This is a genomic window from Streptomyces sp. NPDC055815, assembly GCF_053616475.1.
Window position 1 is genome coordinate 22,861 of sequence record NZ_JBSHDU010000032.1, and the last position, 26,975, is coordinate 49,835.

Consider the following 26,975-nt stretch of genomic DNA (forward strand, 5'->3'; position numbering starts at 1 on the left):
GGACGCAGAGACCGTGGCGTCGCGCATCGGAACGCTGCCGGAGGTCGTCGCCGCCCGGGCCATCACCCCGCGCGTTCTCGAAGGGTACGAGACGCCCTCGTTCGCGAGCCTGCGGGAGAACGTCGAGTACCCGGAGGACGACTCGCCGCGTTGGGACGCGGAGCCCGTCAGTGAGCTGTTGACGGAGGCGCGCAGGCGCTTCGCTGACGTTTCCCCCGCGCTGAGCGATGCCTGGCTGGCACCTCGCCTGCACTACACGATGAGGCTGACGCGTGCCGAGGCGTCGGACACCCGTATCTGGAACTTCCTCGGAGTCTGCCTCGCCCCCGGCTTTGTGCGCTGGCGGTGGAGTCGGGGTGGGACGAGCCGGGAGGTGGCGCAGGCGGCTCGATTCGCCGGGCGTTGGGACCTGCAGTGCTTTTCCCGGTTGTGGTGGGCAGCCGAGCTGTTCAGGGACGGGGCCAACTACGGGCCGGCGGAGCTGGCCTGTCGTAATCAGGACATCCTGAACACGGCGTTGAGACAGGAGATGATCCAGCACCGGCCGACGGCACAGGCTCTCCTCAGGCTGATGCACAAGGGGACGGTGCGTACGGGGCGGGACCTGAACGCCGCGGCCGCCGCTGCGAACGCCGCCGGCGCCACGCTGGTCTTCGAGGCCCTGGCTCCCGATGAGCTGCAGGATGCAGAAGCGTTGAGGGAGTGGATCGAGGCGGCGGGAGACCACCCGCCTGCGCCCTTCGACACCGTTCCGAGCGGCCCGAACGACGGACGCGTGCCGCACGCTGCCGCGGAGGCGCTGACGGTCCGGTTCGGTGAGCTCTTCGCGACCGTGCCGGTTCGGGGAAAGACCGACCGAGAGGGAGCGGCCGGCCGCTAGTTCTTCGGGAGGTCGACCGACAGGTGCTCGTGGATCGCCTGGGCCAGAGCGCGGCCCAGGCCGATCGGCACCGCGTTGCCGATCTGTCGGGCGATCTCGACCTTGCTGCCGAACCACTGGAAGTCCGGGGGGAACCCTTGGATGAGGGCGGCCTCGTAGTGCGTGATGGGGCGGTTCTCCTTGGGGTGGAGGTAACGCCCCTTCTCCGGCTTGTAGAACTCGGTGCGGATGGTGACGGACGGGCGTTCCGCGCGCATCCGTCCCATCACGTCTCCGGACCCGCTGTTGTGCTTGTCCCAGCTCGTGGTCGAGAGGTAGACCTCCTGGCCCTCGACGAGGGCGTACTTGCCTCGAAGATCGTGGCGGTTGCCGCCGGGGCCGATGGCCGCGTAACGGGCGAGCGACAGGTCGGTGGGGCGTCGTCCCACGTGCAGCTCGGTCGTCCGGTACGGACCCGGGAGGAGGGAGTCGCCCAGAGGGCTGCCGGTCCGGTCCTCCGGCAGCTCGGTCTGCGGCGCCTTCAGGGGGGTGTGGGCGAAAACGGCATCCCCGACCGCCACCCAGGCCTTCAGGTCGGTGCCGGTCTCACCGAGGGTCGGCTGCTGTGCGTCGGCGTGGCGCGAATGGGTCGGCGCCGGGTGAGTCAGCGCTGAGTGCAGGTTTTTGTGCGTGGCGATCACGATCGCACGACGTCGGGCCTGGGGCACGCCGAAGTCGGCGGCGTTCAACACCTTTGTCGTCAGGCTGTAGTCGGAGAGCTCGCCACCCTCCGCCGTCGCCTTCTCCAGGTCCACGAACTGCTGAGACCTCAAGAAACGATCGACGTTCTCCAGAACGAAGATCTTGGGCCTGATCGTCGTGACGACACGCATGTACTCGCGCCACAGGAGGTTGCGCGGATCGTTCCGGTCCGGCTCGAGGTTGTCCTTGTTCAGTCCGGAGAACCCCTGGCACGGAGGGCCACCCATGACGACGTCGACCGCGTCCCGGTAGGGACTCGGGTCCCACTCCGCGATGTCCACATTGGCGACGTGCGACGAGCCGAAATTGGCTGCGTAGGTAGCCGCCGCGGCCCTGTCGAACTCCACCGCCGCGACGGACACGAAGGGCGACGAACCGGGGCCGTCAGGCTCGTACGCCCGAAAGCCGGCCGAAAAGCCACCGGCTCCCGAGAAGAGGTCCACGACCTTGATCGCCCCTGCGGAGAGCTTGGGGCTCGCGGGCGTTTCGGTCGCGGTGCTGGTGGCCATGGGGCCAGATTCTACTTCGATCACCGTGGTACATCAGGTCGATGATCAAGATCCCGTCGAAGTGTCACCGTCCGCATCCCGTTCATTGCGGAGAGTCTCCCGAGGTGTGTGTCAGGGCCGCGAGGATTCGCTTGCCCAGGGCCTCGGCGACCGGCGGGGGAGTCGCCTGACTGATCTGGCGGTATGCGGATGTCTTGAGGCCGTGGAGCTGCCATTCGGGGGTGAACCCCTGAAGGAGGGCGACCTGAGGCACGGTGATCTTGACCAGGCCGTGCTTCGGTTCGGCGGCGAGGTCGATCCGGAAATCCGGACCGGGCACGTCGTTCCCGAGACTTCCCCCGTAGACCTGCCTTCGCGCCCAGATCGCTTTCGCCCGGCTCGCGCCGAGATCCGCCCCTCCTCGTCCGGTGGCGCCGCCCATGATCAGCGGCGCGGGCCCCGTGGCGTGAGCCGCCCATGCGGCTGCTTCCGGCCACCCCTTCGAGGCCATGGACTCGTGGAGGGTTTCGCCGAGCGAGCGGCAAGGGGCGCCGCTGGGCGCCGGCCATGCGAAGTGTGCGAGATCGGAGGGGGCCATCGCGACGACGAAACCGTGGTTGCGCAGCTGGGGGACTCCGAAATCGGTGGCCGAGAGAACACTCCACGTCGACTTGTAGCCGAGATCGGAGATCGTCTCCCGGACCATCTCGCGTTCGACCTCGAACTTCGAGGCGTTGTGGAAGGTGGGAATGCACTCGAGGACCAGGACCCGCGGGCGGACGTAGGAGGCCATGTCGAGTGTTGCCCGCAGGGTGTCCCGCTTGTCCCGCACGGCGAGCTGCTTGCCCGCGATGCTGTACGGAGACCGGGGCAGCCCGCAGCTGAGGACGTCCGCCCGATCCAACTGGTCGTGATCCACGGGCTCGATCTCGTTGAGATCACCCCGGATCACGTACCAGTCGGGACGGTTGTTCCGCAGGGTCGTGCAGCTGTCCCCGTCGATGTCCACGGCCGCGGCGATCCGGAACCCGGCCCGTTCCAGCCCGAGTGCCTGACCCCCGGCCCCCGCGCACAGCTCGATCGCCGTGAAGTCGTGTCTCCGCACAGGTCCCACCCCCACCGTCGTCAAGGTCGTTCATCGTAGGAGCCCTCGTCGATCACGACGATCAGATCGGGCCGGCTTCAGCCGGCGTGATCGTCCTGGAAGCCGCCTCCGGAGTCGATCGTCACGAACCTCACCACCTTTCCGTCGGTGCTGCGGGCCGACGCCGGTGCGACGAAGGTGAAGGCCATGACCAGGCGGCCGGGGGCGACAGTCCCGGTCGTCTCCACCTCCGGACGGTCCTCGGGCTGCACCACCGGATACACCGTGACCACTCCTCGACGTTCCCCGACGTGCTCCTCCGTCGTTGCGTTCCCTCCGAAGGGGAGAGCCCCGGCGATGCGGAGCGGGGCGGCTCGATGCTTCGGCTCGCTGATGGCGCCGAAGGCGTCGCCACGCCTGCGCTGCCGTCCGAACCAGGAGAAACGGCGACTCGAACCAGCCGGGGAGAAGTGCCGGGTGCCCGCGGAATGCTGAGGGGCGAGGACGAGCCAGTCGTCCACCTTGGCCGGCGACGAGGCGGTGATTTCCTCGAGATATGTCAGGTGCGGGCCGAACCGCTCCGGAACATCCCAGCGGAGCGAACCGATGAGTCGGAGGAACGCGTCGGCATCGAGACGTCCCACCAGAGCGGGGAAGGCGAGCTCCCTCCCGGTGCTCTCGTCGCGGTAGGAGAAGGTGAGCGGACGCGGACTCAGCGAGTCGAGCACGGGGAGCCACAGTTCGCTGTTGTGGCGGAGATCCGACGCCTTCGAGGGGTACGCGGTCGGCTCTTCCCACTTGCCGGGCGAGTGGATCTCGACGAGACGGGTGTTGTACATCTTGTTGGCGCTGGCGGGCTTCAGCCAGGACAGGTGCTGCGACACGAGCGGCGGCACCTGCGCCGGGGTGACCTGGGGCTTCCCGTCGACCATGGCGGAGTACAGGTCCAGCTGGTCGCGGAACGTCTCCTCGTCCCGGCAGATGGCCTCGAAGGCCTCCAGGAGGTCGAGTCCCTGCTTCCCCTCCTCGCGTCCGAGATAGAGGCGTACGAGATCGCGATAGCCATTGCGGAACCCGAACCATCGCCCCATCTGCATGAGAGTGGAAGCGTTGCCCGCACGCCGGCGGTAGTAGGTGACGGTGAGTCCCTCGACGGTGAAACCGCGGGCGAGTTTCTGGCCTCCGATCAGGATCTTCCAGATGGGCCGCTTGTCGAAGTCGGCATCTCCGCCCGTCTTCAGGTCGCTGTCGCCGTTCACCACGATGATGGGTTGATCGTCACCGCCGATGCGAATGGCGGCCGTGCCGACGTACGGGGAGAGTTCGTCGTACGTGGCCGGAACGGAAAAGCCCTCTGCGCGGACGCGGGAGACCGGCGCCACATCAGTCTCGAACAGTGCTCGCAGACGTTCGTGTCCACTCGGGCCCGTGTAACCGGAGTTCCACCACAGTTGGCTCGCCTTTCCGTGGAGCTCACGGTGGTCGGCCGTTCGCACCGATTCGTGGATGAGCATCGTGTGGTGCTGGAAGTGCCGCTCTCCGAGCCCGTTCTCCTCCCGGTACAGCTTCATGGCGGCGGTGAGGACGAACATGTCCAGGGCCTGCTGCAGGGCGGTGGTGTCGTCCTCCGAGGTCAGCAGGATGTCTCGGACGTGCGCCTTCTCGTTGGAGTTGGCAAAGGTGCGTTCCGACGGAGGGATCGGCGAGTCGAGATCGTGGAAGTCCCGCACTCCCATGTAGCCGGACGGACGCGGCAGGGAGACGATGAAGTCCTTCGGGAAGATGTCCTGGGCGTCGCTCGGATCGATGAACACATTGGCGAAGGGAGTCGCCGTGTAGCCGACGTACTGGGCGCGCGGAAGGATTCCGAGGAGCTCCGAAATCTTGTCGTTGATCGCGGTGCGCTCCGCGTTGGGCCGGTCGGGGCCGGCGGTGTTGACCGAGGCTTCGTCGGATTCGTCGTCGATGATCAGGACGGGAATCTGGTCCAACGGAGTCTTGATCTTGTTGAGGTCCTTCACCAGTTTCGCGAGGACGGTCTTGTTCTTCTTGACCACCATCAGTCGAGCGGACGAGCGATGGAGATTGTGGGGGTCGAAGAGGTCGAGGGCCGGCTCCTGCTTCTCGAACTCCAGGGCGACGATCCCCTGCAGAAGGCTCTTGTAGTCGTCGTTCCTCGTCGTCATGCGGACGATGTCGAACCCACCCAGGGCCGAGGGGAGCCCGCCGTGCGAGAGGAACTTTCCCTTCGACCAGGCGGGGTCGTCGGCGTAGTCGGACTCGTATTCGGCCGCGCCGCGGAGGATGTTCTCGCGTCCGACGAGTTCCATGTCGAGGCGCCGCTGGGTCTGGGCACGCAGCAGATTCAGCGTGCCTCCGAGAACAATGACGAGGCGGTAGCCCGCGTCCATCGCCTTCGCGATGACTCCGGTGAAGTTGGCCGTCTTTCCGGACTGCACGTGCCCGACGACCAGCCCCTTGGCCTGATAGGCCGTCGGGGACGCGGGATCGGCCAACCGCTCGACGACCCGGTCGGTGGCAGTGTCCAGTCCGGCGACCGCAGTCTCGGACCAACCCTTCTCGGCAAGGAGCCGCCGGTAAGCCGGCCAGTACCAGCTGCGTCCCTGCTGGGACTGCGGGGTGTACCACGGGGTGAACTCGTCGCTGATGACGACGGGGCCCGCTTCCTTGGGCACGGGAATGAGCGAGTTGAGCAGCTTTCGGGTGTCCTCGGACAGAGCGAGGAGGTTCAGAACCTCCGCCCGCCGTTCTTCCGTGCGTGCCGGGGCGGTCGCCCACGACGGATTCTCGGCGTAGTCCCACTGTGTGAGGCGCTTGCGCCACAGCTCCACGAGCTGATGGGTGGAGTGGGCGGTGCTCAGTACGGCCCGGAAGTCCGTCTCCTCGGCCAGGCTCTCCGCGTGCGGCCCCTCGTCCTCGGCCTGGTAGGCGAGGGCGCGCAGAAGATTCTTCGGACGGGTGTCCATGCCGGCCAGCGCGGACGTGTGCAGTGTGAGCCTGAGCGACTCGTGCGGGGTCATTGGTGATTCCTCGGGCGTCAGGGGAGCGAGATGTCGGTGAGGGCGGACGGCGCCCCGGCGGAAGGGGGTAGACCTGTCACGTCGACGGTGTAGGTGATGTCGCTTATGCGGTCGCGCATTTCCGGTGGAACGGCCGACTCGTCCAGGCGCGGCACTGTGCCGTCCACGAGAAGAGGCACGACCGCGGAACGCAGGCGCCACCGCTCGTCGTCAGGGATGTCCGGTCGCCACCCGGACACGAAGAGTTTGTGGTCGAGGAGATCGACCAGAGACGGCGCATGCTCGGAGACCCTGCGGCGAACGGTACGCGCACAGTCGGACAGGGTTCTGCCATGACCGCCCCCGCGCGTGAGCTGTATGGAGACCAGCCAGAGGTCCCTGTCGGGCGCCGGGCTCAGTTGACCGATTCCGTGAACGATGTGTCGTCGACGTTCGGAGGAGGTGGTCTTCACCTCGACGTCGACCTCGGGAAGTCCGAAGTCGTGTTCCTCGCCCTCGGGGCCGATCCACGAGTCCACAGCCGTCGACCAGCCGTGAGCCGCCGCCACCGAGCCGAGGACGGCAAGCTCTCCCATGAGACCGATGCGCTTCGCGGCGCCGATGTCCCGGGAGCGGCCCAGGAGGGCGCTCCACGCGCGCACCGTCTCTGAGAACGCCTGCTCCAGGGTTCGGTCGTGGGTGATGATGCGGTCGGCGATCGCGTTCAGGAGGTCGTGGAAGTCGCGGAGGAGCGGTTCCTGCGTGGTCCTGATGCGGGCCATGCGCATGCCGTGTGCGGCGATGGTGTCGATGAGGACGGACGGCAGTGGCGAGGTGGGCGGGCGGTGTCGCCCGGTGAGCTCGACGTGCAGGGCGATGCCCTGGCCGCCGTCCCCCACGACGTAGGTGACCTCGGGGTGGGACCCGGGTGGGGACAGCTTGTAGGTGGTCGCCTGTCGGGCGCCGAGGTAGTGCTCCACCGCGGTCCACCGCACATGGGTGTCGGGCGTCGTCACTGTTCGCTCCCACGGAGTTCCGCCCTGACCGCCGAGACAAGGATCGACTGCCACAGCTGCAGGTTGTCCCTCTCGCGACTCCCGCTGTACTCCTTCTCGAAGGTCTGGTGCAGCAGGAGGTAGAACATGGCCTTCACCAGTGGGGCGTCGTGAAGGTCGCGTGCCTTCCCCCCGAGGATCGCGTCACGGTAGTGGTCGTTGAGAACGATGGTCCGGTGCTCCCGATCGATGTCGAAGAGCACCTCGTTCCCGAGGCGGCGCCATTCGACGGAGATGGGGGTCTCGTGGGGAAGGGTCGGCGATTCCTCGACGATCGTGTCGCGCAGTGCGGGCGCGAACCCCTCACCGGCCGCGATCACTGCCCTGCGCGTGGTTCCCGCACGCTTTCGGGCATCTCTGTACGCCGTGTCCGCTGCGGCCAGGTAGTCGAGGAACGTGGGAACGGTGTCTCCCTCGGCCGCACCCTCGGTCGCCATCTCCAGTGCCGCGCTGAATTCCGGTGACGTCTCGACTCCGGACTTCTTGACGGTGAGGCGGAACACGTCACCCGCACCGTCCGGGAGGTCGACGGCCACGCGGGCCAAGGAGAGGTGCTGTTCGGGCTGCCGGAAATTGTTCCACCCGCCGGCCTGCACGAGGCGGTCGTGGCGGTAGAAGAAGAAGCCCTGGCGGTCGAGGACCGAGCCGATCGCCTTGTACTCGTCGAGGTTGGACTTCGGAGTCCAGACGTGGGCCGTGAGACCGATGTCGCCGACTCCCGGCAGAGAGGTGGTGAACAACCGCGGATAGCCGGGTGCCCCCGACACCGGGTAGCCGAAGGGGTCCAACGGCTCCACACCGAAGTTCATGTACACCGAACCCGTACGGACGTCCTCGACCGCGATGGTGATGTTGAAGTCCTCGCGTGCGAGGAAGCGGTGCAGGTGGAGGCCCAGATGGAGTCCCAGTTTGTTGATGGTGCGCTGAAGGTAGCGGTCCGTCTGCCCGCCGCCCCCGTGCTTCGGGAAGTCCTTGACCCCGTCCCAGCGGACGACGGTGCCCTGCCATGTGATGGGCCGACCGTCGTCGTAGCGGTCGATAAGGGTCTGGGCGTAGTCGGGGGTGACGATGTCGCACTGGAAGCCGGAGACCGCCCGTTCCATGAGCCAGCGACGGCCCACCGCCCGGGTGCGCTTGGTGGTGCTGACCACTGTCACGGCCGATGCGTGGCTGAGGGAGGCCGACTTGAGACCGGTACCGAACATCCCGAGTGCGTCGGGTGCGTAGTCGCGGCGACCGCCGACGGTCATCGCGACATCAAGCTCCTCTTCGGTCATGCCTCGACCGTCGTCCACCACGAGAAGGCTCACCAACTGGTCGCCGTCGCGGAGGAAATGAATGACGACGTCCTTGGCGCCGGCGTCGATCGAATTGTCGACGAGGTCGGCGACGGCCACCTCGAACCCGTATCCCTGACTGCTCAGCGCTTCCATGTATCGCGAGTCGGGAGGGAGCACCTTGCTCCCGGCGACTGGAACGTCGAACTGCCAGTCCTGAGTCATGGGCTTGCCTCGAGTTGTCGATGTTGAGGACGGGTCGAACAGTGACGGTAGACCACCGGTCCGACTGTCGGGCAATGCTCTCGGGTCTTCACGGAGGGCTCCCACGGCCCAGGGGTCCGGCGGCTGGCCGACCTCAGTGTCGATTCCGCTCGGCGCTCTCGGCCTTCGCACCGATCACGACGCGCGCGATCGCGCGTTCGTCCTCGTGCTCCCAGAAGCGGAGCACCGTCCACCCTTGGGCTTCCAGGTGCTCGGTCGTCTCGCGATCCCTGGCCATGTTCTTGTCGAGCTTGGCCCGCCACCACTCCGCGTTGGCCTTCGGCTGCGTGGCGTGCTGGGGGCAGCCGTGCCAGAAGCAGCCGTCGAGGAAGACGGCGATCTTGGCCGGGCCGAAGACGATGTCGATCGTGCGGCGGGGCATGCCCGGGACGGGGACGTTGACGCGGTAGCGCAGGCCCGAGGCGTGCAGGAGGCGGCGTACCGCCAGCTCCTGAGCGGTGTCGCGGGAGCCCTGGCGGCTCATGCGGGCCGATACGGCGGGGGAGGACGGAACGGCTTCGGACACACTTGCATTCTGCCGGACAGCCGGATGCGTCACTCCGCCCCGTGGCACTCCCCGTAAGTCCTCCCCGAGCCGCACCAGCAGGCCGCGGAGCGGGCTGGGGGCCAGGGTGTTGCTCGGGCTCGGGCTGCCAGGGTGGTGGCGTATTGGGGGAGGAGGTCGGCGTTGGAGGGTGGGGTGGATTCCGAGGCGGCGAAGGCTTCGTAGGAGGGGACCGTGGCGCGGACGATGCCCAGGTTCGGGGTGCCGGCGGCGGACAGTTCGCGGAGGGACGCTTCGATGTCCGTCAGGTGGGCCCGGTACGTGGGGTACTCCGCTTCCAGTTCCGGATAGGCCACCAGGAGTTCGTCCAGTTCCGGTTCCGGCCAGTGGAGGACCGCCACCGGGAACGGGCGCGAGAGGGCCGTGCGGTACGTGCCCAGTTCCGAGCGGAGGCGGGTGATCTCCGCCCGGAGCTCCGCCGGGTCCGAGGAGCCCAGTGACCACAGGCGCTTCGGGTCGTGGAGTTCGTCCAGGGCGACTGTGCCCGTGTGGAGGTGGTCCGCCTGCTCGTCCCAGGCGTCGTGGTCCCGAGCCAGCATGCGGCGGATTCGGTGGCGGGTGATCAGGAGCGACTGGGTGGCGTGGGGGAGGTCTTCCGGGCCCGCCAGGAGGGTTGCCGCTTCCGTCAGGGTGGATTCCGCTGCTTCCAGTTCGTCGTGGGCTTCCAGTGTTTCCGCTGTGATCTGCCAGGGCGCCGCGTCCGCCGGCTTCGCGCGCCGCACGCCCTCGATGATCGCCCGCGCCTCCGCCTCGTGGCCGTACTCCCACAGGTTCGCCGCCTTCAGCGCCCTGATCAGGTGCGGGTTCGCCGGCTCCCCCGTGAGGAGCTCGTCGTACAGGGCCGTCGCGCCCTCGCGGTCTCCCGCCAGTTCCCGGTGGGCCGCGGCCTGGAGGTACAGGGGCTCCCGGTCTCCCGGGTACTGCGCTGCCGTGCGCAGCAGACGCTCGGCTTCGGTGGTGTGGGCGGCAGGCGTGTCGGGGCGCATGCCCTCCACCGTACTGCTGTACGGGCCTGGAGAGTTGGCGCCTCAGCGCTTATCGTGCCCCGCGTGCGGGCCAGGGTGCGGGAGCGGGTGCCGGTCGTCGTCCAGACGGGAGGACGATCTCGTACGAGCGCCCGCGCGCTGTGGCTGGCCGCCGAGACCGTCGTCACCTGCGGGGTTCTCGTCCTGCTTCTTGTCGTCCATCAGCTCTGGTGGACCAACCGGGAGGCCCGCGCCGAGGCGCTCGACCAGGTGCGCGTCCTGGAGCGGGAGTGGGACATCTCTCCCCCTGGTGCCGATGTCGTGCCTGGTGCGGATGCGGATGCGGATGTTGTGCCTGATGTGTCGGAGGCTGTGCCTGGTCCGGCTGATGCGTCCCTTGCAGGTGAGGCGTCGGCGCCCTCTTCCTCGCCCGCCGTCGATCGTTCCCGGACCGCCCCCGCCCTCTCCTCCGCCTTCGCCGTTCTTCGTATCCCCCGGCTCGGGCTCACCGTCCCCGTCGCCGAAGGCGTCTCCAAGCGGTCCGTTCTCGACAAGGGGTACGCCGGGCACTACCCCGGTACCGGTGAGCCCGGGCGTGTCGGGAACTTCGCTCTCGCCGGGCATCGGAACACGCATGGTGAGCCGTTTCGGTACATCAATCGGCTCGGAGCCGGGGATCAGATCTTCTTGCGTACGCGTGCGCGTACCTACGTCTATCGCGTCGATCTCGTGCTGGGCTCCACCTCTCCCCGTGACGTCGGGGTCATTCGCGCCGTGCCCCGGTCCCTCGTCAAGCCCTCCTACGGGTACTCCGCCCCCGGTGCCTATCTCACCCTCACCACCTGCACCCCCGAGTTCAGCAGTACCTACCGGCTCGTCGTCTGGGCGAAGCTCGTCTCCGCCGGGTGATCAGTCACGGCCCAGTACGAGCGTCAGCACCCCGCCCGTGAGTGCCAGGGCAGCCGAGACCAGGAGCGCCGTGTCCGGGCCCGTCGTCACCAGGGCCAGCGTCAGGGCGACCCCCGCCGAGGAGCCGATGTAGCGGGCCGTGTTGTTGGCGCCCGAGCCCATCGCCGCCCGCTCCGGCGGCACCGAGTCCACCGCGAGCCGGGGCAGCGCCGCGTTCAGGAGGCCGCTGCCCGCGCCCGCCACCACGAGGCCGGGGAGGAGGCGGGGCCAGGGGCCTTCGAGGCTGCCCAGGAGGGCCAGGATGCCCGCGGCCGACAGCGTGAAGCCCACGGCCAGTTGGTACGTGGCCGAGAGCCGGCCCGCGAGGCGGCGGGCCTGGAGCGCCGCCACGAACGCCGTGCCCGACCAGAGGAGGAACAGCCACGCCGAGGCGAGGGGTGACATGCCCGCCCCGACTTGCAGGAGCGCCGGCACCACGCTGAACAGGCCGATCACCGCCAGGCCCGTGAACAGCGCCCCCAGCGTCGACGCCAGGAACGCCCGCCTCCGCAGCAGCGCCAGGTCGATCATGGGCGTCCGGCGCCGGTGCTCCACCAGCACGAACAGCGCCGTCAGCGCGGCGGAACCCACCAGCAGGACGCCCACCGGGGGTCGCAGCCAGCCGTCCCGGCCGAGGGTCAGGGCGGTGAGCAGCGCCGTCAGGGCCAGGCCGAGGGTCAGGGCTCCCGCCACGTCCGGGCGGGGTGATTCCGTGGGTGTCGCGTCCTTCGCCAGCGTTCGCGTTCCCGTCCCCGCGATCACCAGCGCCGCCGCGCCCAGTGTCCCGTACGCCAGCCGCCAGTCCGCCAGGCTCAGTGCGCCCGCGAGGAGGGGGCCGAGGGCGATGCCGCCGCTGACGGACGCGCCCCAGATGCCGGTGGCCCTGATCCGGTCCCGGCCCGCCGGGTACGCGTGGGCGAGCAGGCCCAGGCTGCCCGCCAGGACGGCCGCGCTCGCCGCGCCCTGCGCGATCCGCGCCGCGGTGAAGGTGAGCGTCGAGCCGGCGAAGGCGCCGAGCGCCGTGGTGAGGCCGAGCGTGAGCGTGCCCAGGAGGAAGATCCGGCGCCGTCCGTGGGAGTCCGCGAGGCTGCCGGCCACCAGGAGCAGGACGGCGAGGCCGAGCGGGGTGCCGTTGAGCAGCCAGGCCTGCGCCGAGGCCGGGGTTCCGAAGGCGGCGGCCATGTCCGGGAGCGTCAGCATCGGGGCCGTGTAGTTCATCAGGGCCACCGCGGTGGCGGCGGCCGTGACGGCGAGGGTCGCCCGGGGGCGGCCGGTCCGGGTGGGGGACCCGCGCCGGGTCGTGGTGGCGAGCTGGGGCATGGCAGGACCTCCACCCGTCGTCGGTTCGATGAATGAACTCACGGTACCAGGTCGGTTCGTTCAATGAACCCGCTGTCGTACGATGGGGGGCATGGCTCTCGGCAAGGACTACGCCCAGCAGCAGTGCTCCATCGCCCGCTCACTGGAGGTCATCGGCGAGCGCTGGACCCTGCTCGTCGTCCGCGACGCCTTCTACGGCGTCCGGCGCTACAACGACTTCCTCGTTCACCTCGGCGCCCCCCGCGCCGTCCTCGCCGCCCGCCTCCAGGCCCTCGTCGAGGCCGGCGTGCTCGACCGGCGGCGCTACCAGGACTCGCCCCCGCGAGACGAGTACGTGCTCACCGAACGCGGCCTCGCCCTCTGGCCCGTCCTGCGCGCCCTCGGCACCTGGGGCCGGGGCGAGGCCCCCGGAGCCGTACCGCTGCGCCACTTCCACCACGCCGACTGCGGCACCGAACTCGATCCGTACGATGCCTGCGCCTCCTGCCACGTCGTCGTACCGCTCGCCGACATCGAGATGCGGCCCGGCGCCGGGCTCGACCCCGACCCCGCCGATCCCGTCAGCCGCGCCTTCCTCCGGCCCCGCCGCCTCCTCGTTCCCCTGGAGCACGTGAATTCCTGAGCAGGTGACGCGCCTCGCGGGAACTTCCGCGCCTCCCCGTGCGTCCTCACCCTGAGACAGCGGTGACGAGGAGGAGGTGACGGCATGACGATCAGAACCCTGGTGCTGCGTCTCGTCGCGCCCCTGTTCTTCCTGCTCGCCCTCGCCGACCTGCTCCTCTCCGACGGCGCGGGCCTCTCCGCCGCCGTCGCCCTCGCCGCGACCGGCGTCGTCTGCGCCCTCTTCGGAGCCCGTACGGCCCCGGCCGTGCCGCCCACCGCCGTCCGCACCGCCATACGCGACCGCGAGCGGCGCACCGCCTTCCTGCCCCAGCGCGACCCCGACGCCGCCGGGCGCCGCAGACCCCGCGCTCCCGGCCGTCCCCTCCCGACGGCCGCGTAGGGAGCCTGTACAGCACGTTCACGCACCTCTCGCGGATCCGTCATGCCGAAATCCCGCACCCCCGGCACGACGAGACCCCCACGGAGGGCTCCCTTGAACGTCTTCGCTTCCCTGGTCGAGCGGCTCGCCGACCTGCTCCAGCCGCTCTTCACCACCACCGCCACGGCCGCCGCGATCGTCCTCTTCACCCTGCTCGTACGGCTCGCGATCCACCCGCTCTCCCGGGCCGCCGCCCGCGGCCAGAAGGCCCGCACCCGGCTCGCCCCGCAGCTCGCCGAGCTGCGCAAGAAGCACGCCAAGAACCCCGACCGGCTCCAGAAGGCGATCATGGAGCTGCACGCGAAGGAGAAGGTCTCGCCGCTCGCCGGCTGCCTGCCGAGCCTGCTCCAGGCGCCCGCGTTCTTCCTGATGTTCCACCTCTTCTCCAGCGGGCGGATGACCGGGCACAGCCTCTTCGCCGCCCCGCTCGGCGACCACTACGCCGACGCCCTCGCCCACGGCGGCGTCTTCGGCCCCGCCGGCCTGGTCTACCTCGTGCTCTTCGCGATCGTCGGCTGCGTCGCCACGTACAACTACCTCCGGGCCAAGCGGCAGCCGGTCGCGGTCGCCGTCGAGCCCGGCCAGCCGGGCGCGGGAGTGGCCGCGGGCCTCGCCCGGTTCATGCCGCTGCTCTCCTTCGCGACCCTGATCTCGGTCGCCGTCGTGCCGCTGGCCGCCGCGCTCTACATCGTCACGAGCACCACCTGGACGGCCGTCGAGCGGGCCTTCCTCTACCGGGACATGCCTCAGGCGGCCCTGGTTACTCCCGCGTAAGGGTCCAGTGTGTGAACGGGGTCTTGCAGACTGACCCTTTTGCTTGGAGGATCGACCAATCCTCCGATGGCCGCACTCCATCGGCCGGGGCACCCTCAGGGCCCTTCCCGGGCCCACCTCGACCACAGGGAGAAGACCATGAAGCTGCTGCGTGTCGGGCCGCCGGGAGCCGAGCGTCCCGCCCTGCTCGACCAGGACGGAACGCTCCGCGACCTGTCCGCCCTCGTCGACGACATCGACGGCAGTCTGCTCGCCGACGCCTCCGCCCTCGACCGCATCCGCGGCGCCGCGGCCGCCGGCGTGCTGCCCGCGCTCGACGCCACCGGTCTGCGCGTCGGCCCGCCGGTCGGGCGGATCGGCAAGGTCGTGTGCATCGGGCTGAACTACCACGGGCACGCCACCGAGACCGGTCAGGCCACCCCCGCCGAGCCCGTCGTCTTCCTCAAGGCCGCCGACACCGTCGTCGGTCCGGACGACACCGTGCTCGTACCGCGCGGCTCCGTGAAGACCGACTGGGAGGTCGAGCTCGCGATCGTCATCGGCCGCACCGCCCGCTACCTGGAGACCGACGAGGAGGCCCTCGCGCACATCGCCGGGTACGCGGTCGCCCACGACGTCTCCGAGCGCGAGTTCCAGATCGAGCGCGGCGGCACCTGGGACAAGGGCAAGAACTGCGAGACCTTCAACCCGCTCGGCCCCTGGCTGGTCACCGCCGACGAGGTGCCCGACCCGCAGGACCTCGGTCTGAAGCTCTGGGTCAACGGCGAGCTCAAGCAGGACGGCCACACCTCGGACCAGATCTTCCCGGTCGCGGAAGTCGTCCGGTACGTCAGCCGGTTCATGACCCTCTACCCGGGCGACATCGTCAACACCGGTACGCCCGCGGGCGTCGCCATGGGCCAGCCGGAACCCAAGCCGTACCTGCGCCCCGGTGACGTGGTCGAGCTGGAGGTCGAGGGCCTCGGCCGGCAGCGCCAGGAGCTCAAGGGCGCCTGAGCCGTACGGGCCTGACGCATGCGTACGAAAGGGGCGACGTTCCGCGTGGAGCGTCGCCATTTTCGTACCCTTTTTGCATATTGCCCGATATGGAGAAAATCACACCGGAGCGGAGGCGTGACCGGCGCCGCCTCGCTCTCATCGCCGCGTCCACGGTCGGGGCCACCGCCCTCGTCGGCGCGCTCGCCGTCACCGGCCACGCCGACCCGCTGCCCGGTGACCTCGGTCCCTGCAAGCCGGGCAACTGCCCCACGAAGTACCCCGCCGACAACGGCAGCGGCGCCGTCACCCGCCGGGACGACAACATCAACGTCTTCGTCGGCGGCGACTTCCTCGTCCGCGAGGCCGCGGCCGAGGCCGAGGGCAAGATCGTCGTCCTCGGCGACTTCGACCAGCGGAAGAGGCCCGGCTTCTCCGGCGTCTACAACGTCGGCGTCGCCGGCGTCGGCTCACGCGTCCCGCCCTCGGACGGCACCGACTTCCTCACCGTCGGCCAGAACCTGACGGTCGCCGACCGGCAGAGCCTGCTGGCCGAGGAGGGCGCGGTCCACGGCGTCGTACGGTACGGGGGCACCGTCTCCGGCACGGTGCGCCCGGTCCCGTTCCACGACACCGCGGCCGCCGAGCCGTACCAGGCGCTCCGCGGGCAGCTCACCGACGCGAGCCGGTGCTACGCGTACGTGAACGGGGCCTCCCGCACCCCCACCGGAACGGCCTCCAACAACAGCACCGAGACCGTCTTCACGGGTGACGGCACGTCGGCGCTCCAGGTCTTCAACGTCGACTTCGACCTGGAGTCCACGACCGGCCGCCAGCAGGGCATCCGCTTCACCCGGATCCCCGCCGGCGCGACGGTCCTCGTCAACGTCCTCGGCGCCCACCGCACCGTCGACTCGTACATCAACCAGCTGCCGGACGGCCTGCGCGAGCGGGTCCTGTGGAACTTCCCCGACGCCACGAAGGTCACTTTCGAGGGCACGGCCCAATTCGCGGGCAGCGTGCTCATCGGCAACCCGGACAGTACGACCACGGTGACGATGCCCGGCATGAACGGCCGCTTCTTCACCACCGGCGACCTGACCCACACGTCGCAGATCGACGGGGCCCGGGGGCAGGAGTTCCACGCCTATCCGTTCAACGGTGACCTGCCGTCGTGCACGGACCCGACGCCGACGCCGACTCCCACTCCGACGGATCCGACGCCGACCCCTACTGACCCGACGCCGACCCCTACTGACCCGACTCCCACTCCGACGGATCCGACGCCGACCCCTACTGACCCGACTCCCACTCCGACGGATCCGACGCCGACCCCTACGGATCCCACGCCTACGCCGACCGATCCGACCCCCACGCCGACCGATCCGACCCCTACTCCGACCCCGACGGACCCCACGCCCACCCCCAGGCCCACCCCCACCCACACCGACCACACGAGCGGCGGGTGGACGACCGGTGGTTCGGGCAACGGTGGCGGTGACTCCGGTGGGCACGGCGATTCCGGAGGCAATCACGGCCCCCACGGTCCCGACGGTCCCGACGGCGCACTCCCCGACACCGGTGCCGGTACCGGGAAGATCGTCATGGGTGCCGGCGCGGTCGTCCTCTCCCTCGGGGGCGGCGCGCTGGTGTTCCTCAGCCGTCGGCGGAGGGGTGGGGTGAGCTGAGCGGTTGCTGCACGGAGACCACGCGGCCCTCGCGGGCCGAGGTCCGAGCCGCCTCCAGGACGTCGAGGGCGGCGGCCGCCTCGTGCGCGGTGACCGGGTTCGCGCCGGTCCCGCGCACTGCGGCGGCGACGGCCGCGTAGTACGCCGGGTAGTCGCCGGGCAGCGACTCCACCGGGGTGCCGCCGCCCGTCAGCGGAGACTCCCCGGCCCCGATCCGGCCCCAGAGCCCCTCGGGCTCGGCGCCCCAGACCCTGCCGGGCTCCGGCCGCAGGCCCGCGCGCAGGTCGGCCTCCTGGGGGTCGAGCCCGTACTTCACGAAGCCCGCGCGCTGCCCGAGCACCCGGAAGCGGGGCCCGAGCTGGGCGGTGGTGGCGCTCACGTACAGATGGGAGCGGACCCCGTTCGCGTGGGTGAGCGCGAGGAACGTGTCGTCGTCGGCCTCGGCGGCCGGCCGGCGCACGTCCGACTCGGCGTACACCGAGACGACCGGGCCGAAGAGCACGAGGGCCTGGTCGACGACGTGGCTGCCCAGGTCGTACAGGAGCCCGCCGATCTCCTCGGGTGCGCCGGACTCGCGCCAGCCGCCCTTGAGCTGCGGCCGCCAGCGCTCGAAGCGGGACTCAAAACGCTGGACCTCGCCGAGCGCGCCCTCGTCGAGGAGCCGGCGCAGGGTGCGGAAGTCGCTGTCCCAGCGGCGGTTCTGGAAGACCGAGAGCAGCAGGCCGCGCTCCTCGGCGAGGGCGGCGAGCGCGCGGGCCTCGGCGGCGGTCCCGGCCAGCGGCTTGTCGACGACGACCGGGAGGCCGGCCTCCAGGGCGGCCGTGGCGACGGCGACGTGCGTCTTGTTGGGGGAGGCGACGACGACCAGGTCCAGTTCCTCCGCGCCCTGCTCCCACAGCTCCTCGGGGCGGGCGGCGACCCGGACGCCGGGGTGGGCGGCGCGGGCCTCGGCGGCCCGCTCGGGGTTGCCGGTGGTGACGGCGGCGAGGACGAGGTCCTCGGAGGCGGCGATCAGGGGGGCGTGGAAGACGGAGCCCGCGAGGCCGTAGCCGACGAGTCCGACGCGGAGCGGGGTGGTCATGGCTTCCACTTAAGCAACGCCGTTGCCAAAGTGCAAGCGACGGCCACAATGGGGGAGTGAGAAAAGAGAACGTGTACGTGCCGGCAGCGCGCAGCCAGAACGCGGCGCTCGTGCTCGACCTGCTGCGCACGGCGGGGGAGCACGGGATCAGCCGTCTGGAGCTGGCCGAGCGGACCGGGCTCACCCCGCAGGCCGTCAGCAAGATCACCGCGCGGCTCCGGTCGGAGGGCCTCGCCGCGGAGGCCGGCCACCGTGCCTCGACGGGTGGCAAGCCCCGTACCGTCCTGCGCCTGGTGCCCTCCGCCACGCACGCCGTCGGGGTCCATCTCGACCGCGACGAGCTGACGGCCCTCCTGACCGACCTCGCGGGCACGGTCCTTGAGGTACGCCGCCGCGCGGTGGACCTGGGCGCGGGGGCGGGGCCGGTCCTGGACGCGGTGACGGAGGAGGTACGAGGCCTGCTCGGTGCCGCCCCCTCCCACGGCACCGTCCTCGGCGTCGGCGTCGCCATGCCCGGCCCCCTCGACCACCGGGCCGGGGTCCCCGGCCGCGTCACCGGCTTCCCCGAGTGGGCCGGGCATCCCGTACGGGACGAGCTGGCCGGGCGCCTCGGGCTGCCCGTCGTCCTCGACAAGGACACCAACGCCGCCGCCCTCGGCCTCGCCCTGCGCCCCGCGGCCCCCGGCTCCTTCGCCTACGTCCACCTCGGTACGGGGCTCGGCGCCGGCCTCGTCCTCGGCGGCGCGCCCCTGCGCGGGGACAGGACGGGGGCGGGCGAGCTCGGGCACCAGACCGTCCAGCTCGACGGACCGCCGTGCGGCTGCGGCGGGCGCGGCTGCCTGGAGGTCCTGTGCCTGGCGGCCGTCGCGCGCGGCGAACTCGCCGAGGCCGCGCGGATCCTGGGCACGGGCGCGGCCAACCTCGTCCGGCTCCTCGACATCGACCAGGTCCTCCTGGGCGGCCGGGTGGTGCTCGCCGCGCCGGAGGTCTTCGCGGAGGGGGTACGGGAGGTGCTGGGCGGCCTCGGCCTGACGGCCCCGGTGGGCCTCGCGACGGGGCGGGACGCGGTGGCGGAGGGCGCGGCGTGGCTGACCCTGGCACCGGTCTTCGGGAAGTAGCGGTCCACCGGTCTTCGGAGACCAGCAGTCCACCAGTCTTCGGAAACCAGCACTCCTCCGATCATCGGAAGGTAGGCCGATCAGGCGGATCTGCCCGCCCCAACGGACCTCCCCCCGGTGTCGCTGCCCCAGCCACCCCTCCCCCCATGGCAGCGTCACCGCCGTCCCCATGTCTGCGAGCAGTAAGGCCCCGCCCATGGCCCCCGCCCCCCTGCGTCTGTGCGGCGTCCGCACCGCGACCGTGGCCGCCGCAGCGGCGGCGGCCACGGTGGCCATCGCCGCCCCGGTCCCCGCCGCCCCCGCCCCCGACCCGCCCGCCCCCTCCTGCGGGACCCCCGCCGACGGCGGCTTCCCGTTGGACACCCGGATCCACGGAGGGCCGGCCGGCTATCCGGCGGGCGGCCCGTTCCAGGCCTGGAAGCTCGACCTCACCAACACCACCGACGCGCCTTGCTCGGGCATCCACCCGGTGCTCGTCCTCACCGACCGGGACCGGGCCCTGCGCCCGGAGCAGATCCGGTTCGAGTTCTACGACGCCGGGTCGGCGCGCTGGCACCCGGTGGCCTTCGAGGTGACCGACGAGGCCGAGAACGTGGGCGCGTTCACCGGCTTCGGCGGCTTCGCGGTGCCCGCGGGCCGGACCCTCACCGTCCCCGTACGCCTGACGTTCGAGGCGGAGACGGCACCCGACGAGGTCGTCGTCAACGCGGCCGTCGTGCAGCGCCAGGGCGAGGACGGCGACTGGGTCGGCGAGTCCGGCGACTACCGCCTGACCGTGGGCCCCGCCGCGCCCGGCACCCCCACCGCACCTGACAGACCCGCCCCCGCCGCCCCCTCGGCACCCCCGGCGAAGACGGCTCGCCCGCCGGCCCCGACCGCACCCGCCATCAGTAGCGACGAACTGGCCGGTACGGGGCGGGAGTCGGAGGCGTACGAACGGGTCCTCGCCCCGCTCGCCGCGGGCCTCGTCCTGCTCGGCGTCCTCCTGCTCCGGGCCGCCCGGCGCCGCCGGCACCGCTGAGTCATGCTCCGTACACCTTCCTGTTCATCACCGTCTGCGACGATCCCCTGATGAACTACCAGACCAGCCCCGGCGCCCCCGTCCGTTCCGGCATCCCCGAGCACGGCCGCGTCCCCAAGTACTACGCCGTCAAGGCGAAGATCGCCCTGATGGTCGACGAGTTGGGGGAGGGCGGGCTGCTGCCCACCGAGCGCGATCTCGCCGTCCGGTACGAGGTGTCCCGCGAGACCGTCCGGCAGGCCCTGCGTGAACTCCTCCTGGAGGGGCGGCTGCGCCGCCAGGGCCGGGGCACGGTCGTCGCGGGCCCCAAGCTGGAGCAGCCCCTCTCGCTCGCCAGCTACACGGAGGGCGTGCGCAAGCAGGGCCGCCGCCCCGGCCGCAGCCTGATCTCGCTCGACCGCTTCCCCTGCCCCGAGGCGCTCGCCCCCGAGGTCGGCGTCGAACGCGGCGAGCCCGTCTGGCACATGGAGCGCGTGCTCCTCGCCGACGACGAGCGGGTCGGCCTGGAGAGCACGTACGTCTCCGAGGCCCGCGCCCCGCGCCTGGACACCGAGTTCGACCCGGACTCCTCCTTCTACGCCTACCTCCACGACCGGCTCGGCATCTCGTTCGGCGACGCCGACGAGCGCATCGAGACCGTCCTCGCCACCCCGCGCGAGGCCCTGCTCATCGGCACGCCGCCCGCCCTGCCGATGCTGCTGCTCCACCGTGTCTCCCGGGACACCTCGGGGCAGCCCCTGGAGCGGGTCCGCACGCTCTACCGGGGGGACAGGTTCAGCTTCACCACCCATCTGGGGCAGCAGGGCTGACGACGCGACCCCCGGGACCGGACCCGGATGAGGTAACGGAACGATAACGGGTCTGGTCCAAGCTTGTCGGTCCGTTCACCGTCCCGTCGCCCGCCGGATCCGTCCGGTCCACCCGATCCCGCGACCGTCGTCGTCATGAAGGTGATCGTCGTAGGAGCCGGCGTGGTGGGAACCATGCACGCCTGGCACGCAGTGGAACGCGGCCATGAGGTCGTACACATCGAGCGCGAGGCCGAGGCCCGCGGGGCGTCGCTCCGCAACTTCGGCCAGATCTGGGTGAGCGGACGGGCCGGCGGGGAGGAGCTCGACACCGCCCTGCGCGCCCGCGAACTCTGGGAGGGCATCGGCGCCCGCGTCCCCGGCCTCGGCTTCCGGGCCATCGGCTCCCTCACCCCCGTGCGGAACGAGCTCGAACTCGCCGTCGCCGAGGCCGCCGTGGCCCGCCCCGACGCCGCCTCCCGCGGCTACAAGCTGCTCACGGCCGCCGAGGCCCGGACGGTCAACCCGGCCCTCCGGGGTGAGTTCGAGGCCGCCCTGTGGTGCGAGCGGGACGCGGCCGTCGAACCGCGCCTCGCCCAGCTCGCCCTCCGCGAGGCCCTCCTCGCCACCGGCAGGTACACGTTCCTGCCGAACCGCGAGGTCCGGGACGTCGTCGGCGAGAACGGGGTCCGCGACGACCGCGGCGAGGTCCACACCGGCGACGCCGTCGTCCTGTGCACCGGCGCCTGGCTCTCCGGCCTCGTCCGCGAGGTCGCCGGCGAGATACCCGTCCGCCGCGTCCGGCTCCAGATGATGCAGACCGACCCCCTCGGCGAGCCGCTCACCACCTCCGTCGCCGACGCCGACTCCTTCCGCTACTACCCGGCCTACGCGTCCCCGGCCCTGGACGCCCTCAACGAGGGCCAGGCGCAGGACCCGACCGCCGCCGCCCACAAGATGCAGCTGCTCATGGTGCAGCGCCTCGACGGCGGACTGACCATCGGCGACACCCACGAGTACGAGCACCCCTTCGCCTTCGACACCCTCGAAGACCCCTACGAGCACCTCATCCGCGTCGTCGAGTCCCTCCTCGGCCGCCCGCTGCCGAAGATCCGGCGCCGCTGGGCCGGGGTGTACGCGCAGTGCGTCGACACCAGCCGGGTCGTGCACCGCCAGCGGGTCCGCGACGGCGTGTGGCTGGTGACCGGACCCGGCGGTCGCGGCATGACCTGCTCGCCCGCCATCGCCGAGAAGACCGCGAACGAACTGGGCTGGTGAACACCGTGAGCAAGCAGCTGACCGACATGAACCTCGTCGTCCTCGACATGGCCGGAACGACCGTCGCCGACGGCGGCCTCGTCGAGCAGGCCTTCACGGCCGCCGCCGAACGCCTCGGCGAAGACCCGGACACGATGATCGACTACGTCCGCGCCACCATGGGCGAGTCCAAGATCTCCGTCTTCCGCCACCTCTTCGGTGGCGACGAGGCCCGCGCCCAGGAGGCCAACGTCGCCTTCGAGGCGGCGTACGGAGAGCTGGTCGCCGACGGCAGGATCGCCCCGGTCCCGGGCGCGGCCGAGGCGATCGCCGCCTTCCGCGAAGAGGGCCGCGCGGTCGTCCTCACCACCGGTTTCGCCCGGGTCACCCAGGACGCCATCCTCGACGCCCTCGGCTGGCGGGACCTGGTCGAGCTGACCCTCTGCCCGGCCGACGCGGGCGGCCGGGGCCGCCCGTACCCGGACATGGTCCTCGCCGCCCTCCTCCGTACCGGAGTCGTGGACGACGTCCGCCAGATCGCGGTCGCCGGCGACACCTCGTACGACATGCTCAGCGGCGTCCGCTCCGGCGCAGGGATCGTCGCCGGCGTCCTCACCGGCGCGCACGACGAGACCGCGCTCAAGGAGCACGGCGCCACGCACGTCCTCGCCTCGGTCGCCGAACTCCCCGCACTGATACGGGCGTACGAGGAGCACGGGGCATGACCAGCGGCATCCGCTTCGACGGCGTCACCGTCACGTACGGGAGCAACACCGTCCTCGACTCCCTCGACCTGACCGTCGAGCCCGGCGAGGTCATGGCCCTCCTCGGGCCCTCCGGCTCCGGCAAGACGACCGCGCTCCGGGCCGTCGCCGGATTCGTCCGGCCGGCCTCCGGGCGGGTGCTCATCGGCGACCGCGACGTCACCGCGCTCCCGCCGTACAAGCGGGGCATCGGCATGGTCGTCCAGCAGTACGCCCTCTTCCCCCACCTCAGGGTGGACGCCAACGTCGCCTTCGGCCTCAAGGCCCAGAAGGTGCCGAAGGGCGAGATCCCGGGGCGGGTCGCCGAGGCCCTGGAGATGACGGGCATGGCGGCCTACGCCCAGCGCTACCCCCGGGAGCTCTCCGGCGGGCAGCAGCAGCGCGTCGCCATCGCCCGCGCGCTCGCCATCCGCCCGAACGTGCTCCTCCTCGACGAACCCCTCTCGGCGCTCGACGCCCAGCTGCGCTCCGGGATGCTCGCCGAACTGGCCCGGCTCCACCGCGAACTCCCGGACGTGTCGATCCTGTACGTCACCCACGACCAGGTCGAGGCGCTGACCCTGGCCGACCGGATCGCCGTCATGGACAAGGCGCGGCTCCAGGACTGCGGGACCCCGGAGGAGCTGTACCGGCGTCCCCGTACGGAGTTCACGGCCTCGTTCGTCGGCAACGCGAACCTGCTGCCGGTGACGGTCGCCGCGAAGGGGGTCACCTTCGAGGGGACCCAGCTGGAGGTGCCGCCCTCCGAGGCCGTGCCCGGCTCCACCGCCACCCTCTGCGTACGGCCCCACCTCGTCGGCCTCGGCCCGGGGCCCAACGCCCTGAGCGGGCGGATCGTCGAGGTGCAGTGGCGGGGGTCCACCCACCGGCTGTACGTGGAGGTGGGCGGGCACCGGGTGAAGGCGGACGTCCGGGAGCTCAGGGAGACGCCGGCGCTCGGCACCGAGGTGACCTTGCACTTCGCACCGGACGACGCGGTGCTGCTGGGCGCGGGGGTGACCGATGGGTAGCGGGGCTGCGGGTCTCGTCAAGGAGCGCCCGGCACCGGGGGTTGTGCCCACCCGTCCCGCCCCGGCGGGACGCATGCCCACAACGCCCGTCTGGCTCTGGGCCCTGCCCCCCGTCGCCGTGCTCGCGCTCGTCTTCCTCTATCCCCTCGCCCTCGTCGTCCAGGAGTCCTTCGCCCCCGGGGCGTACGCCGAGGTCTTCTCCTCCGCCTCCTTCCGCGAGGCGCTCGTCACCACCGTGTGGCTGGCCGTGGCCGCCACCGTCGGGTGTCTCGTCCTCGGCTTCGTCCTCGCCCTGGTGATCGCGTTCGTGCCCTTCCCCGGCGGGAAGGCGGTGTCGAAGTTCATCGACGTCTTCCTCTCCTTCCCGTCCTTCCTGATCACGCTGGCCCTGCTGTTCCTGTACGGCACGGTCGGCATGGCCAACGGGATCTGGACGGACGTCACCGGAGACCCGGAGGGGCCGTTCCGGTTCCTCACGACCCCCTGGGGCGTCCTGCTCGCCGAGATCACGTACTTCACCCCGTTCGTGATGCGCCCGCTCCTGGCCGCGTTCTCGCAGATGGAGACCGCCCAGCTGGAGGTGGCGTCCTCGCTAGGCGCCCGGCCGCTGCGGATCGTCCGGCAGGTGATCCTGCCGGAGGCGCTGCCCGCGCTCGCCGCCGGCGGCAGCCTCGTGCTCGTCATGTGCCTCAACGAGTTCGGGATCGTCCTCTTCACCGGCGCCAAGGGCGTCACGACCCTCCCGATGCTCGTCTACAGCAAGGCGATCCTCGAATCCGACTACGCCGCCGCCTGCGTCGTCGCCGTCGTCAACGTCGCGCTCTCGGTCGGCCTCTACGTCCTCTACCGGGGGGTGAGCCGCCGTGCTGGTGCATAGCCGTACGGGCAGGTGGACGGCCTGGGCCCTGTTCGCCGTCCTCTTCGTCCCGCTGTTCGCCCTGCCCCTCCTGGTCATCCTCGCCGCCTCGTTCTCCACCCACTGGTCCGGCGCCTTCCCGTCGGGTCCGACGACCGCCCACTACGCGGCGGCCACCCGGGGCGAGTCCCTCCAGGCGCTCACCACCAGCCTGGTCACGGCCGTCACCGCGAGCGTGATCGCGCTGACCGTCGGCACCTGGGCCGCGCTCGCCGCGTCCGCGCTCGGCAAGAAGGGCAAGCGCCTCCTCGACGCCCTGTTCATGCTGCCGGTCGCCGTGCCGTCCGTGGTCGTCGGCCTCGCCGTCCTCGTCGCGTTCTCGCAGCCGCCGATGCTCCTCAACGGCACCCGCTGGATCGTGATCCTCGCGCACACCGTCCTCGTCACGGCGTTCGCCCACCAGTCGGTCTCGGCCGCCATCCGGCGCCTCGACCCGATGTACGAGCAGGCGGCGGCCAGCCTCGGCGCCCGCCCCTCGTACGTCCTGCTCCGGGTGAAGCTCCCGCTCCTGCTGCCGTCCCTGAACGCGGCCGCCGGGCTCTGCTTCGCCCTGTCCATGGGAGAGCTCAGCGCCACGATGATGCTCTACCCGCCCGACTGGACCCCGCTGCCGGTGCTCATCTTCACCGCCACCGACCGGGGCTCCCTGTTCACCGGCTCGGCGCTCGCCGTGGTCCTCATGGCGGCGACCCTGCTGGCCCTGCTGGCCGTCTCCCGTATCCGTACCAAAGCCTCGTACCGCTAGTACCCCCGTACTGCTAGGAGAGAACAACGTTATGCGTACGTACGCCAAGCCGGTCGCCGCCGTCACCGGCGCGCTCGTCCTCGCCGCCACCCTCACCGCCTGCGACGGGTCCTCCGCCGCCTCCGACGAGAAGGTCGTCACCGTCTACAGCGCCGACGGCCTCAAGGGCGAGGCGGGCGACGGCTGGTACGACAAGGTCTTCGCCGACTTCGAGAAGCAGACCGGCATCAAGGTCAAGTACGTCGAGGGCGGCTCCGGCGAGATGGTGCAGCGCGCCCTCCGCGAGAAGTCCAACACCCAGGCCGACGTCCTCGTCACCCTGCCGCCCTTCATCCAGCAGGCCGGCTCCAAGGGCCTGCTCCAGTCGTACCAGCCCAAGGGCGCCGACCAGGTGAACGGCGGCGACAAGTCCGACGACGGCACCTGGACCTCGGTCGTCAACAACTACTTCGGCTTCGTCCACAACAAGAAGGAGCTGCCGGCCGCGCCCAAGACCTGGGAGGAGCTGCTGGACGCCAAGTACAAGGACAAGCTGCAGTACTCCACCCCCGGCGTCGCGGGCGACGGCACCGCCGTCCTCATCAAGGCGATGCACGACTTCGGCGGCAAGGAGCCGGCGATGGAGTACCTGAAGAAGCTCCAGGCCAACAACGTCGGCCCGTCCTCCTCCACCTCCAAGCTCGCCCCCAAGGTGGACAAGGGTGAACTCCTGGTCGCCAACGGCGACGTCCAGATGAACTTCGCCCAGGCCAAGTCCATGCCGAACCTCGGCATCTGGTTCCCGGCGAAGGACGGCGGCAAGCCCACCACCTTCGCCCTGCCGTACGCCGCGGGCCTGGTGAACAAGGCCCCGCACACCGAGAACGGCAAGAAGCTCCTCGACTTCATGCTCAGCGAGGGCGCCCAGCGCGAGGTCAGCGCGATCGGCGGCGGCTTCCCGGCCCGCAAGGACGTCAAGGCCACCGACGCCAACGCCATCGAACTGGCCAAGCTGATGGAGGGGGTCGAGGTCTTCGAGCCGGACTGGGCCGACATCGACAAGAACCTCGCGGCGTACGTCGACGCGTGGAAGTCCGCGACCGGAAGCTAAGAGTTCACCGTACGCCCTCTGGAAAGCCTCCGAACATCGCGGAAAGATAACGGGTACGGACCAACGCCCCTGAGAAATCAGGGGCGTTGACGTGTGTTC

At 70.8% G+C, this 26,975-nt stretch carries 25 protein-coding genes; 16 read left to right on the forward strand and 9 right to left on the reverse strand.

Annotation, left to right across the window (positions count from 1 at the left end):
* The first annotated feature begins 13 nt into the window (after positions 1-13).
* On the forward strand, positions 14-880 hold the full coding sequence (locus ACWGN5_RS21120) for a DUF6339 family protein (RefSeq protein ID WP_453517319.1): 867 nt from the start codon (positions 14-16) through the stop codon (positions 878-880).
* Here ACWGN5_RS21120 and ACWGN5_RS21125 read toward each other — a convergent pair.
* The 7 genes from ACWGN5_RS21125 to ACWGN5_RS21155 all read right to left on the reverse strand — a co-directional run bounded on the left by ACWGN5_RS21125 (position 877) and on the right by ACWGN5_RS21155 (position 10,360).
* Positions 877-2,130 carry a DNA cytosine methyltransferase gene (locus ACWGN5_RS21125; protein ID WP_453517321.1) on the reverse strand — a complete coding sequence of 418 codons (1,254 nt, stop codon included), beginning with the start codon at positions 2,128-2,130 and terminating at the stop codon, positions 877-879. The genes ACWGN5_RS21120 and ACWGN5_RS21125 overlap by 4 nt on opposite strands.
* Positions 2,131-2,212: 82 nt before the next feature.
* Positions 2,213-3,214 (reverse strand): DNA cytosine methyltransferase, encoded by a 1,002-nt coding sequence (locus ACWGN5_RS21130; RefSeq protein WP_453517323.1) that lies wholly within the window; start codon positions 3,212-3,214, stop codon positions 2,213-2,215.
* A 77-nt stretch (positions 3,215-3,291) separates the two neighbouring features.
* Positions 3,292-6,234, reverse strand: coding sequence for a Z1 domain-containing protein (locus ACWGN5_RS21135; RefSeq protein WP_453517326.1), 2,943 nt, complete (start codon positions 6,232-6,234; stop codon positions 3,292-3,294).
* A gap of 17 nt (positions 6,235-6,251) precedes the next feature.
* Positions 6,252-7,229 (reverse strand): PD-(D/E)XK motif protein, encoded by a 978-nt coding sequence (locus tag ACWGN5_RS21140; RefSeq protein WP_453517328.1) that lies wholly within the window; start codon positions 7,227-7,229, stop codon positions 6,252-6,254.
* Entirely contained in the window at positions 7,226-8,770 is a 1,545-nt protein-coding gene (locus ACWGN5_RS21145; RefSeq protein ID WP_453517444.1) for an ATP-binding protein, read from the reverse strand. The genes ACWGN5_RS21140 and ACWGN5_RS21145 overlap by 4 nt, the downstream gene beginning before the upstream one ends.
* 133 nt (positions 8,771-8,903) lie before the next feature.
* The gene (locus ACWGN5_RS21150) at positions 8,904-9,293 is read right to left on the reverse strand and encodes a very short patch repair endonuclease (protein ID WP_453517446.1); all 390 of its coding nucleotides are present in this window, start codon (positions 9,291-9,293) and stop codon (positions 8,904-8,906) included.
* Positions 9,294-9,364: 71 nt separating this feature from the next.
* Complete coding sequence (locus tag ACWGN5_RS21155; protein ID WP_453517329.1) at positions 9,365-10,360, reverse strand: SEC-C metal-binding domain-containing protein; 996 nt, start codon at positions 10,358-10,360, stop codon at positions 9,365-9,367.
* A gap of 63 nt (positions 10,361-10,423) precedes the next feature.
* On the opposite strand from ACWGN5_RS21155, the gene ACWGN5_RS21160 reads away from it, so the two are divergent.
* Positions 10,424-11,248, forward strand: coding sequence for a class E sortase (locus tag ACWGN5_RS21160; RefSeq protein ID WP_453517332.1), 825 nt, complete (start codon positions 10,424-10,426; stop codon positions 11,246-11,248).
* Here the strand turns inward: ACWGN5_RS21160 and ACWGN5_RS21165 are convergent, their stop codons facing one another.
* Positions 11,249-12,607, reverse strand: coding sequence for an MFS transporter (locus tag ACWGN5_RS21165; protein WP_453517333.1), 1,359 nt, complete (start codon positions 12,605-12,607; stop codon positions 11,249-11,251).
* A gap of 82 nt (positions 12,608-12,689) precedes the next feature.
* Between ACWGN5_RS21165 and ACWGN5_RS21170 the strand changes: the two genes are divergently transcribed.
* From ACWGN5_RS21170 to ACWGN5_RS21190, 5 genes are all read left to right on the forward strand, one after another.
* Positions 12,690-13,229, forward strand: a complete 540-nt coding sequence (locus ACWGN5_RS21170; protein ID WP_453517335.1) for a winged helix-turn-helix transcriptional regulator — start codon at positions 12,690-12,692, stop codon at positions 13,227-13,229.
* A gap of 84 nt (positions 13,230-13,313) precedes the next feature.
* Positions 13,314-13,610 carry a DUF6412 domain-containing protein gene (locus tag ACWGN5_RS21175; RefSeq protein WP_453517336.1) on the forward strand — a complete coding sequence of 99 codons (297 nt, stop codon included), beginning with the start codon at positions 13,314-13,316 and terminating at the stop codon, positions 13,608-13,610.
* Between the two features lie 42 nt (positions 13,611-13,652).
* Positions 13,653-14,423 carry a YidC/Oxa1 family membrane protein insertase gene (locus ACWGN5_RS21180; protein WP_453517338.1) on the forward strand — a complete coding sequence of 257 codons (771 nt, stop codon included), beginning with the start codon at positions 13,653-13,655 and terminating at the stop codon, positions 14,421-14,423.
* Between the two features lie 138 nt (positions 14,424-14,561).
* On the forward strand, positions 14,562-15,419 hold the full coding sequence (locus ACWGN5_RS21185) for a fumarylacetoacetate hydrolase family protein (protein WP_453517340.1): 858 nt from the start codon (positions 14,562-14,564) through the stop codon (positions 15,417-15,419).
* 89 nt (positions 15,420-15,508) lie between these two features.
* Positions 15,509-17,086: a choice-of-anchor A family protein gene (locus tag ACWGN5_RS21190; protein WP_453517341.1), complete on the forward strand. Its 1,578-nt coding sequence runs from the start codon at positions 15,509-15,511 to the stop codon at positions 17,084-17,086.
* Here the strand turns inward: ACWGN5_RS21190 and ACWGN5_RS21195 are convergent.
* On the reverse strand, positions 17,055-18,167 hold the full coding sequence (locus ACWGN5_RS21195; RefSeq protein ID WP_453517343.1) for a Gfo/Idh/MocA family oxidoreductase: 1,113 nt from the start codon (positions 18,165-18,167) through the stop codon (positions 17,055-17,057). The genes ACWGN5_RS21190 and ACWGN5_RS21195 overlap by 32 nt on opposite strands.
* Positions 18,168-18,223: 56 nt before the next feature.
* Between ACWGN5_RS21195 and ACWGN5_RS21200 the strand changes: the two genes are divergently transcribed.
* From ACWGN5_RS21200 to ACWGN5_RS21240, 9 genes are all read left to right on the forward strand, one after another.
* Positions 18,224-19,285: an ROK family transcriptional regulator gene (locus ACWGN5_RS21200; protein ID WP_453517345.1), complete on the forward strand. Its 1,062-nt coding sequence runs from the start codon at positions 18,224-18,226 to the stop codon at positions 19,283-19,285.
* 169 nt (positions 19,286-19,454) lie between these two features.
* Positions 19,455-20,306 carry a hypothetical protein gene (locus ACWGN5_RS21205; protein WP_453517347.1) on the forward strand — a complete coding sequence of 284 codons (852 nt, stop codon included), beginning with the start codon at positions 19,455-19,457 and terminating at the stop codon, positions 20,304-20,306.
* A gap of 50 nt (positions 20,307-20,356) precedes the next feature.
* A complete protein-coding gene (locus ACWGN5_RS21210) occupies positions 20,357-21,115 on the forward strand; it encodes a GntR family transcriptional regulator (protein ID WP_453517349.1) in 759 nt (252 codons plus the stop codon).
* A gap of 135 nt (positions 21,116-21,250) precedes the next feature.
* Positions 21,251-22,372 (forward strand): TIGR03364 family FAD-dependent oxidoreductase, encoded by a 1,122-nt coding sequence (locus tag ACWGN5_RS21215; protein ID WP_453517351.1) that lies wholly within the window; start codon positions 21,251-21,253, stop codon positions 22,370-22,372.
* 26 nt (positions 22,373-22,398) lie between these two features.
* Positions 22,399-23,076, forward strand: a complete 678-nt coding sequence (locus tag ACWGN5_RS21220; protein WP_453517448.1) for a phosphonatase-like hydrolase — start codon at positions 22,399-22,401, stop codon at positions 23,074-23,076.
* Entirely contained in the window at positions 23,073-24,125 is a 1,053-nt protein-coding gene (locus tag ACWGN5_RS21225) for an ABC transporter ATP-binding protein (RefSeq protein WP_453517352.1), read from the forward strand. The genes ACWGN5_RS21220 and ACWGN5_RS21225 overlap by 4 nt, the downstream gene beginning before the upstream one ends.
* 73 nt (positions 24,126-24,198) lie before the next feature.
* Entirely contained in the window at positions 24,199-25,002 is an 804-nt protein-coding gene (locus ACWGN5_RS21230) for a 2-aminoethylphosphonate ABC transporter permease subunit (protein ID WP_453517354.1), read from the forward strand.
* Positions 24,989-25,786, forward strand: coding sequence for an ABC transporter permease (locus ACWGN5_RS21235; RefSeq protein WP_453517356.1), 798 nt, complete (start codon positions 24,989-24,991; stop codon positions 25,784-25,786). Before ACWGN5_RS21230 ends, ACWGN5_RS21235 begins: the two co-directional genes overlap by 14 nt.
* A gap of 31 nt (positions 25,787-25,817) precedes the next feature.
* Positions 25,818-26,876, forward strand: a complete 1,059-nt coding sequence (locus ACWGN5_RS21240; protein WP_453517358.1) for a 2-aminoethylphosphonate ABC transporter substrate-binding protein — start codon at positions 25,818-25,820, stop codon at positions 26,874-26,876.
* Positions 26,877-26,975: the final 99 nt, after the last annotated feature.

Bases quoted from the DNA above. Each gene is read 5' to 3' on its own strand.
- ACWGN5_RS21240 (WP_453517358.1), top strand. From the start codon at position 25,818: ATGCGTACGTACGCCAAGCCGGTCGCCGCCGTCACCGGCGCGCTCGTC.
- ACWGN5_RS21190 (WP_453517341.1), top strand. From the start codon at position 15,509: ATGGAGAAAATCACACCGGAGCGGAGGCGTGACCGGCGCCGCCTCGCT.
- ACWGN5_RS21180 (WP_453517338.1), top strand. From the start codon at position 13,653: ATGCCGAAATCCCGCACCCCCGGCACGACGAGACCCCCACGGAGGGCT.
- ACWGN5_RS21170 (WP_453517335.1), top strand. From the start codon at position 12,690: ATGGGGGGCATGGCTCTCGGCAAGGACTACGCCCAGCAGCAGTGCTCC.
- ACWGN5_RS21125 (WP_453517321.1), bottom strand. From the start codon at position 2,130: ATGGCCACCAGCACCGCGACCGAAACGCCCGCGAGCCCCAAGCTCTCC.
- ACWGN5_RS21215 (WP_453517351.1), top strand. From the start codon at position 21,251: ATGAAGGTGATCGTCGTAGGAGCCGGCGTGGTGGGAACCATGCACGCC.
- ACWGN5_RS21150 (WP_453517446.1), bottom strand. From the start codon at position 9,293: ATGAGCCGCCAGGGCTCCCGCGACACCGCTCAGGAGCTGGCGGTACGC.
- ACWGN5_RS21185 (WP_453517340.1), top strand. From the start codon at position 14,562: ATGAAGCTGCTGCGTGTCGGGCCGCCGGGAGCCGAGCGTCCCGCCCTG.
- ACWGN5_RS21230 (WP_453517354.1), top strand. From the start codon at position 24,199: ATGCCCACAACGCCCGTCTGGCTCTGGGCCCTGCCCCCCGTCGCCGTG.
- ACWGN5_RS21210 (WP_453517349.1), top strand. From the start codon at position 20,357: ATGAACTACCAGACCAGCCCCGGCGCCCCCGTCCGTTCCGGCATCCCC.
- ACWGN5_RS21145 (WP_453517444.1), bottom strand. From the start codon at position 8,770: ATGACTCAGGACTGGCAGTTCGACGTTCCAGTCGCCGGGAGCAAGGTG.
- ACWGN5_RS21220 (WP_453517448.1), top strand. From the start codon at position 22,399: ATGAACCTCGTCGTCCTCGACATGGCCGGAACGACCGTCGCCGACGGC.
- ACWGN5_RS21165 (WP_453517333.1), bottom strand. From the start codon at position 12,607: ATGCCCCAGCTCGCCACCACGACCCGGCGCGGGTCCCCCACCCGGACC.
- ACWGN5_RS21175 (WP_453517336.1), top strand. From the start codon at position 13,314: ATGACGATCAGAACCCTGGTGCTGCGTCTCGTCGCGCCCCTGTTCTTC.
- ACWGN5_RS21155 (WP_453517329.1), bottom strand. From the start codon at position 10,360: ATGCGCCCCGACACGCCTGCCGCCCACACCACCGAAGCCGAGCGTCTG.
- ACWGN5_RS21225 (WP_453517352.1), top strand. From the start codon at position 23,073: ATGACCAGCGGCATCCGCTTCGACGGCGTCACCGTCACGTACGGGAGC.
- ACWGN5_RS21195 (WP_453517343.1), bottom strand. From the start codon at position 18,167: ATGACCACCCCGCTCCGCGTCGGACTCGTCGGCTACGGCCTCGCGGGC.
- ACWGN5_RS21135 (WP_453517326.1), bottom strand. From the start codon at position 6,234: ATGACCCCGCACGAGTCGCTCAGGCTCACACTGCACACGTCCGCGCTG.
- ACWGN5_RS21205 (WP_453517347.1), top strand. From the start codon at position 19,455: ATGTCTGCGAGCAGTAAGGCCCCGCCCATGGCCCCCGCCCCCCTGCGT.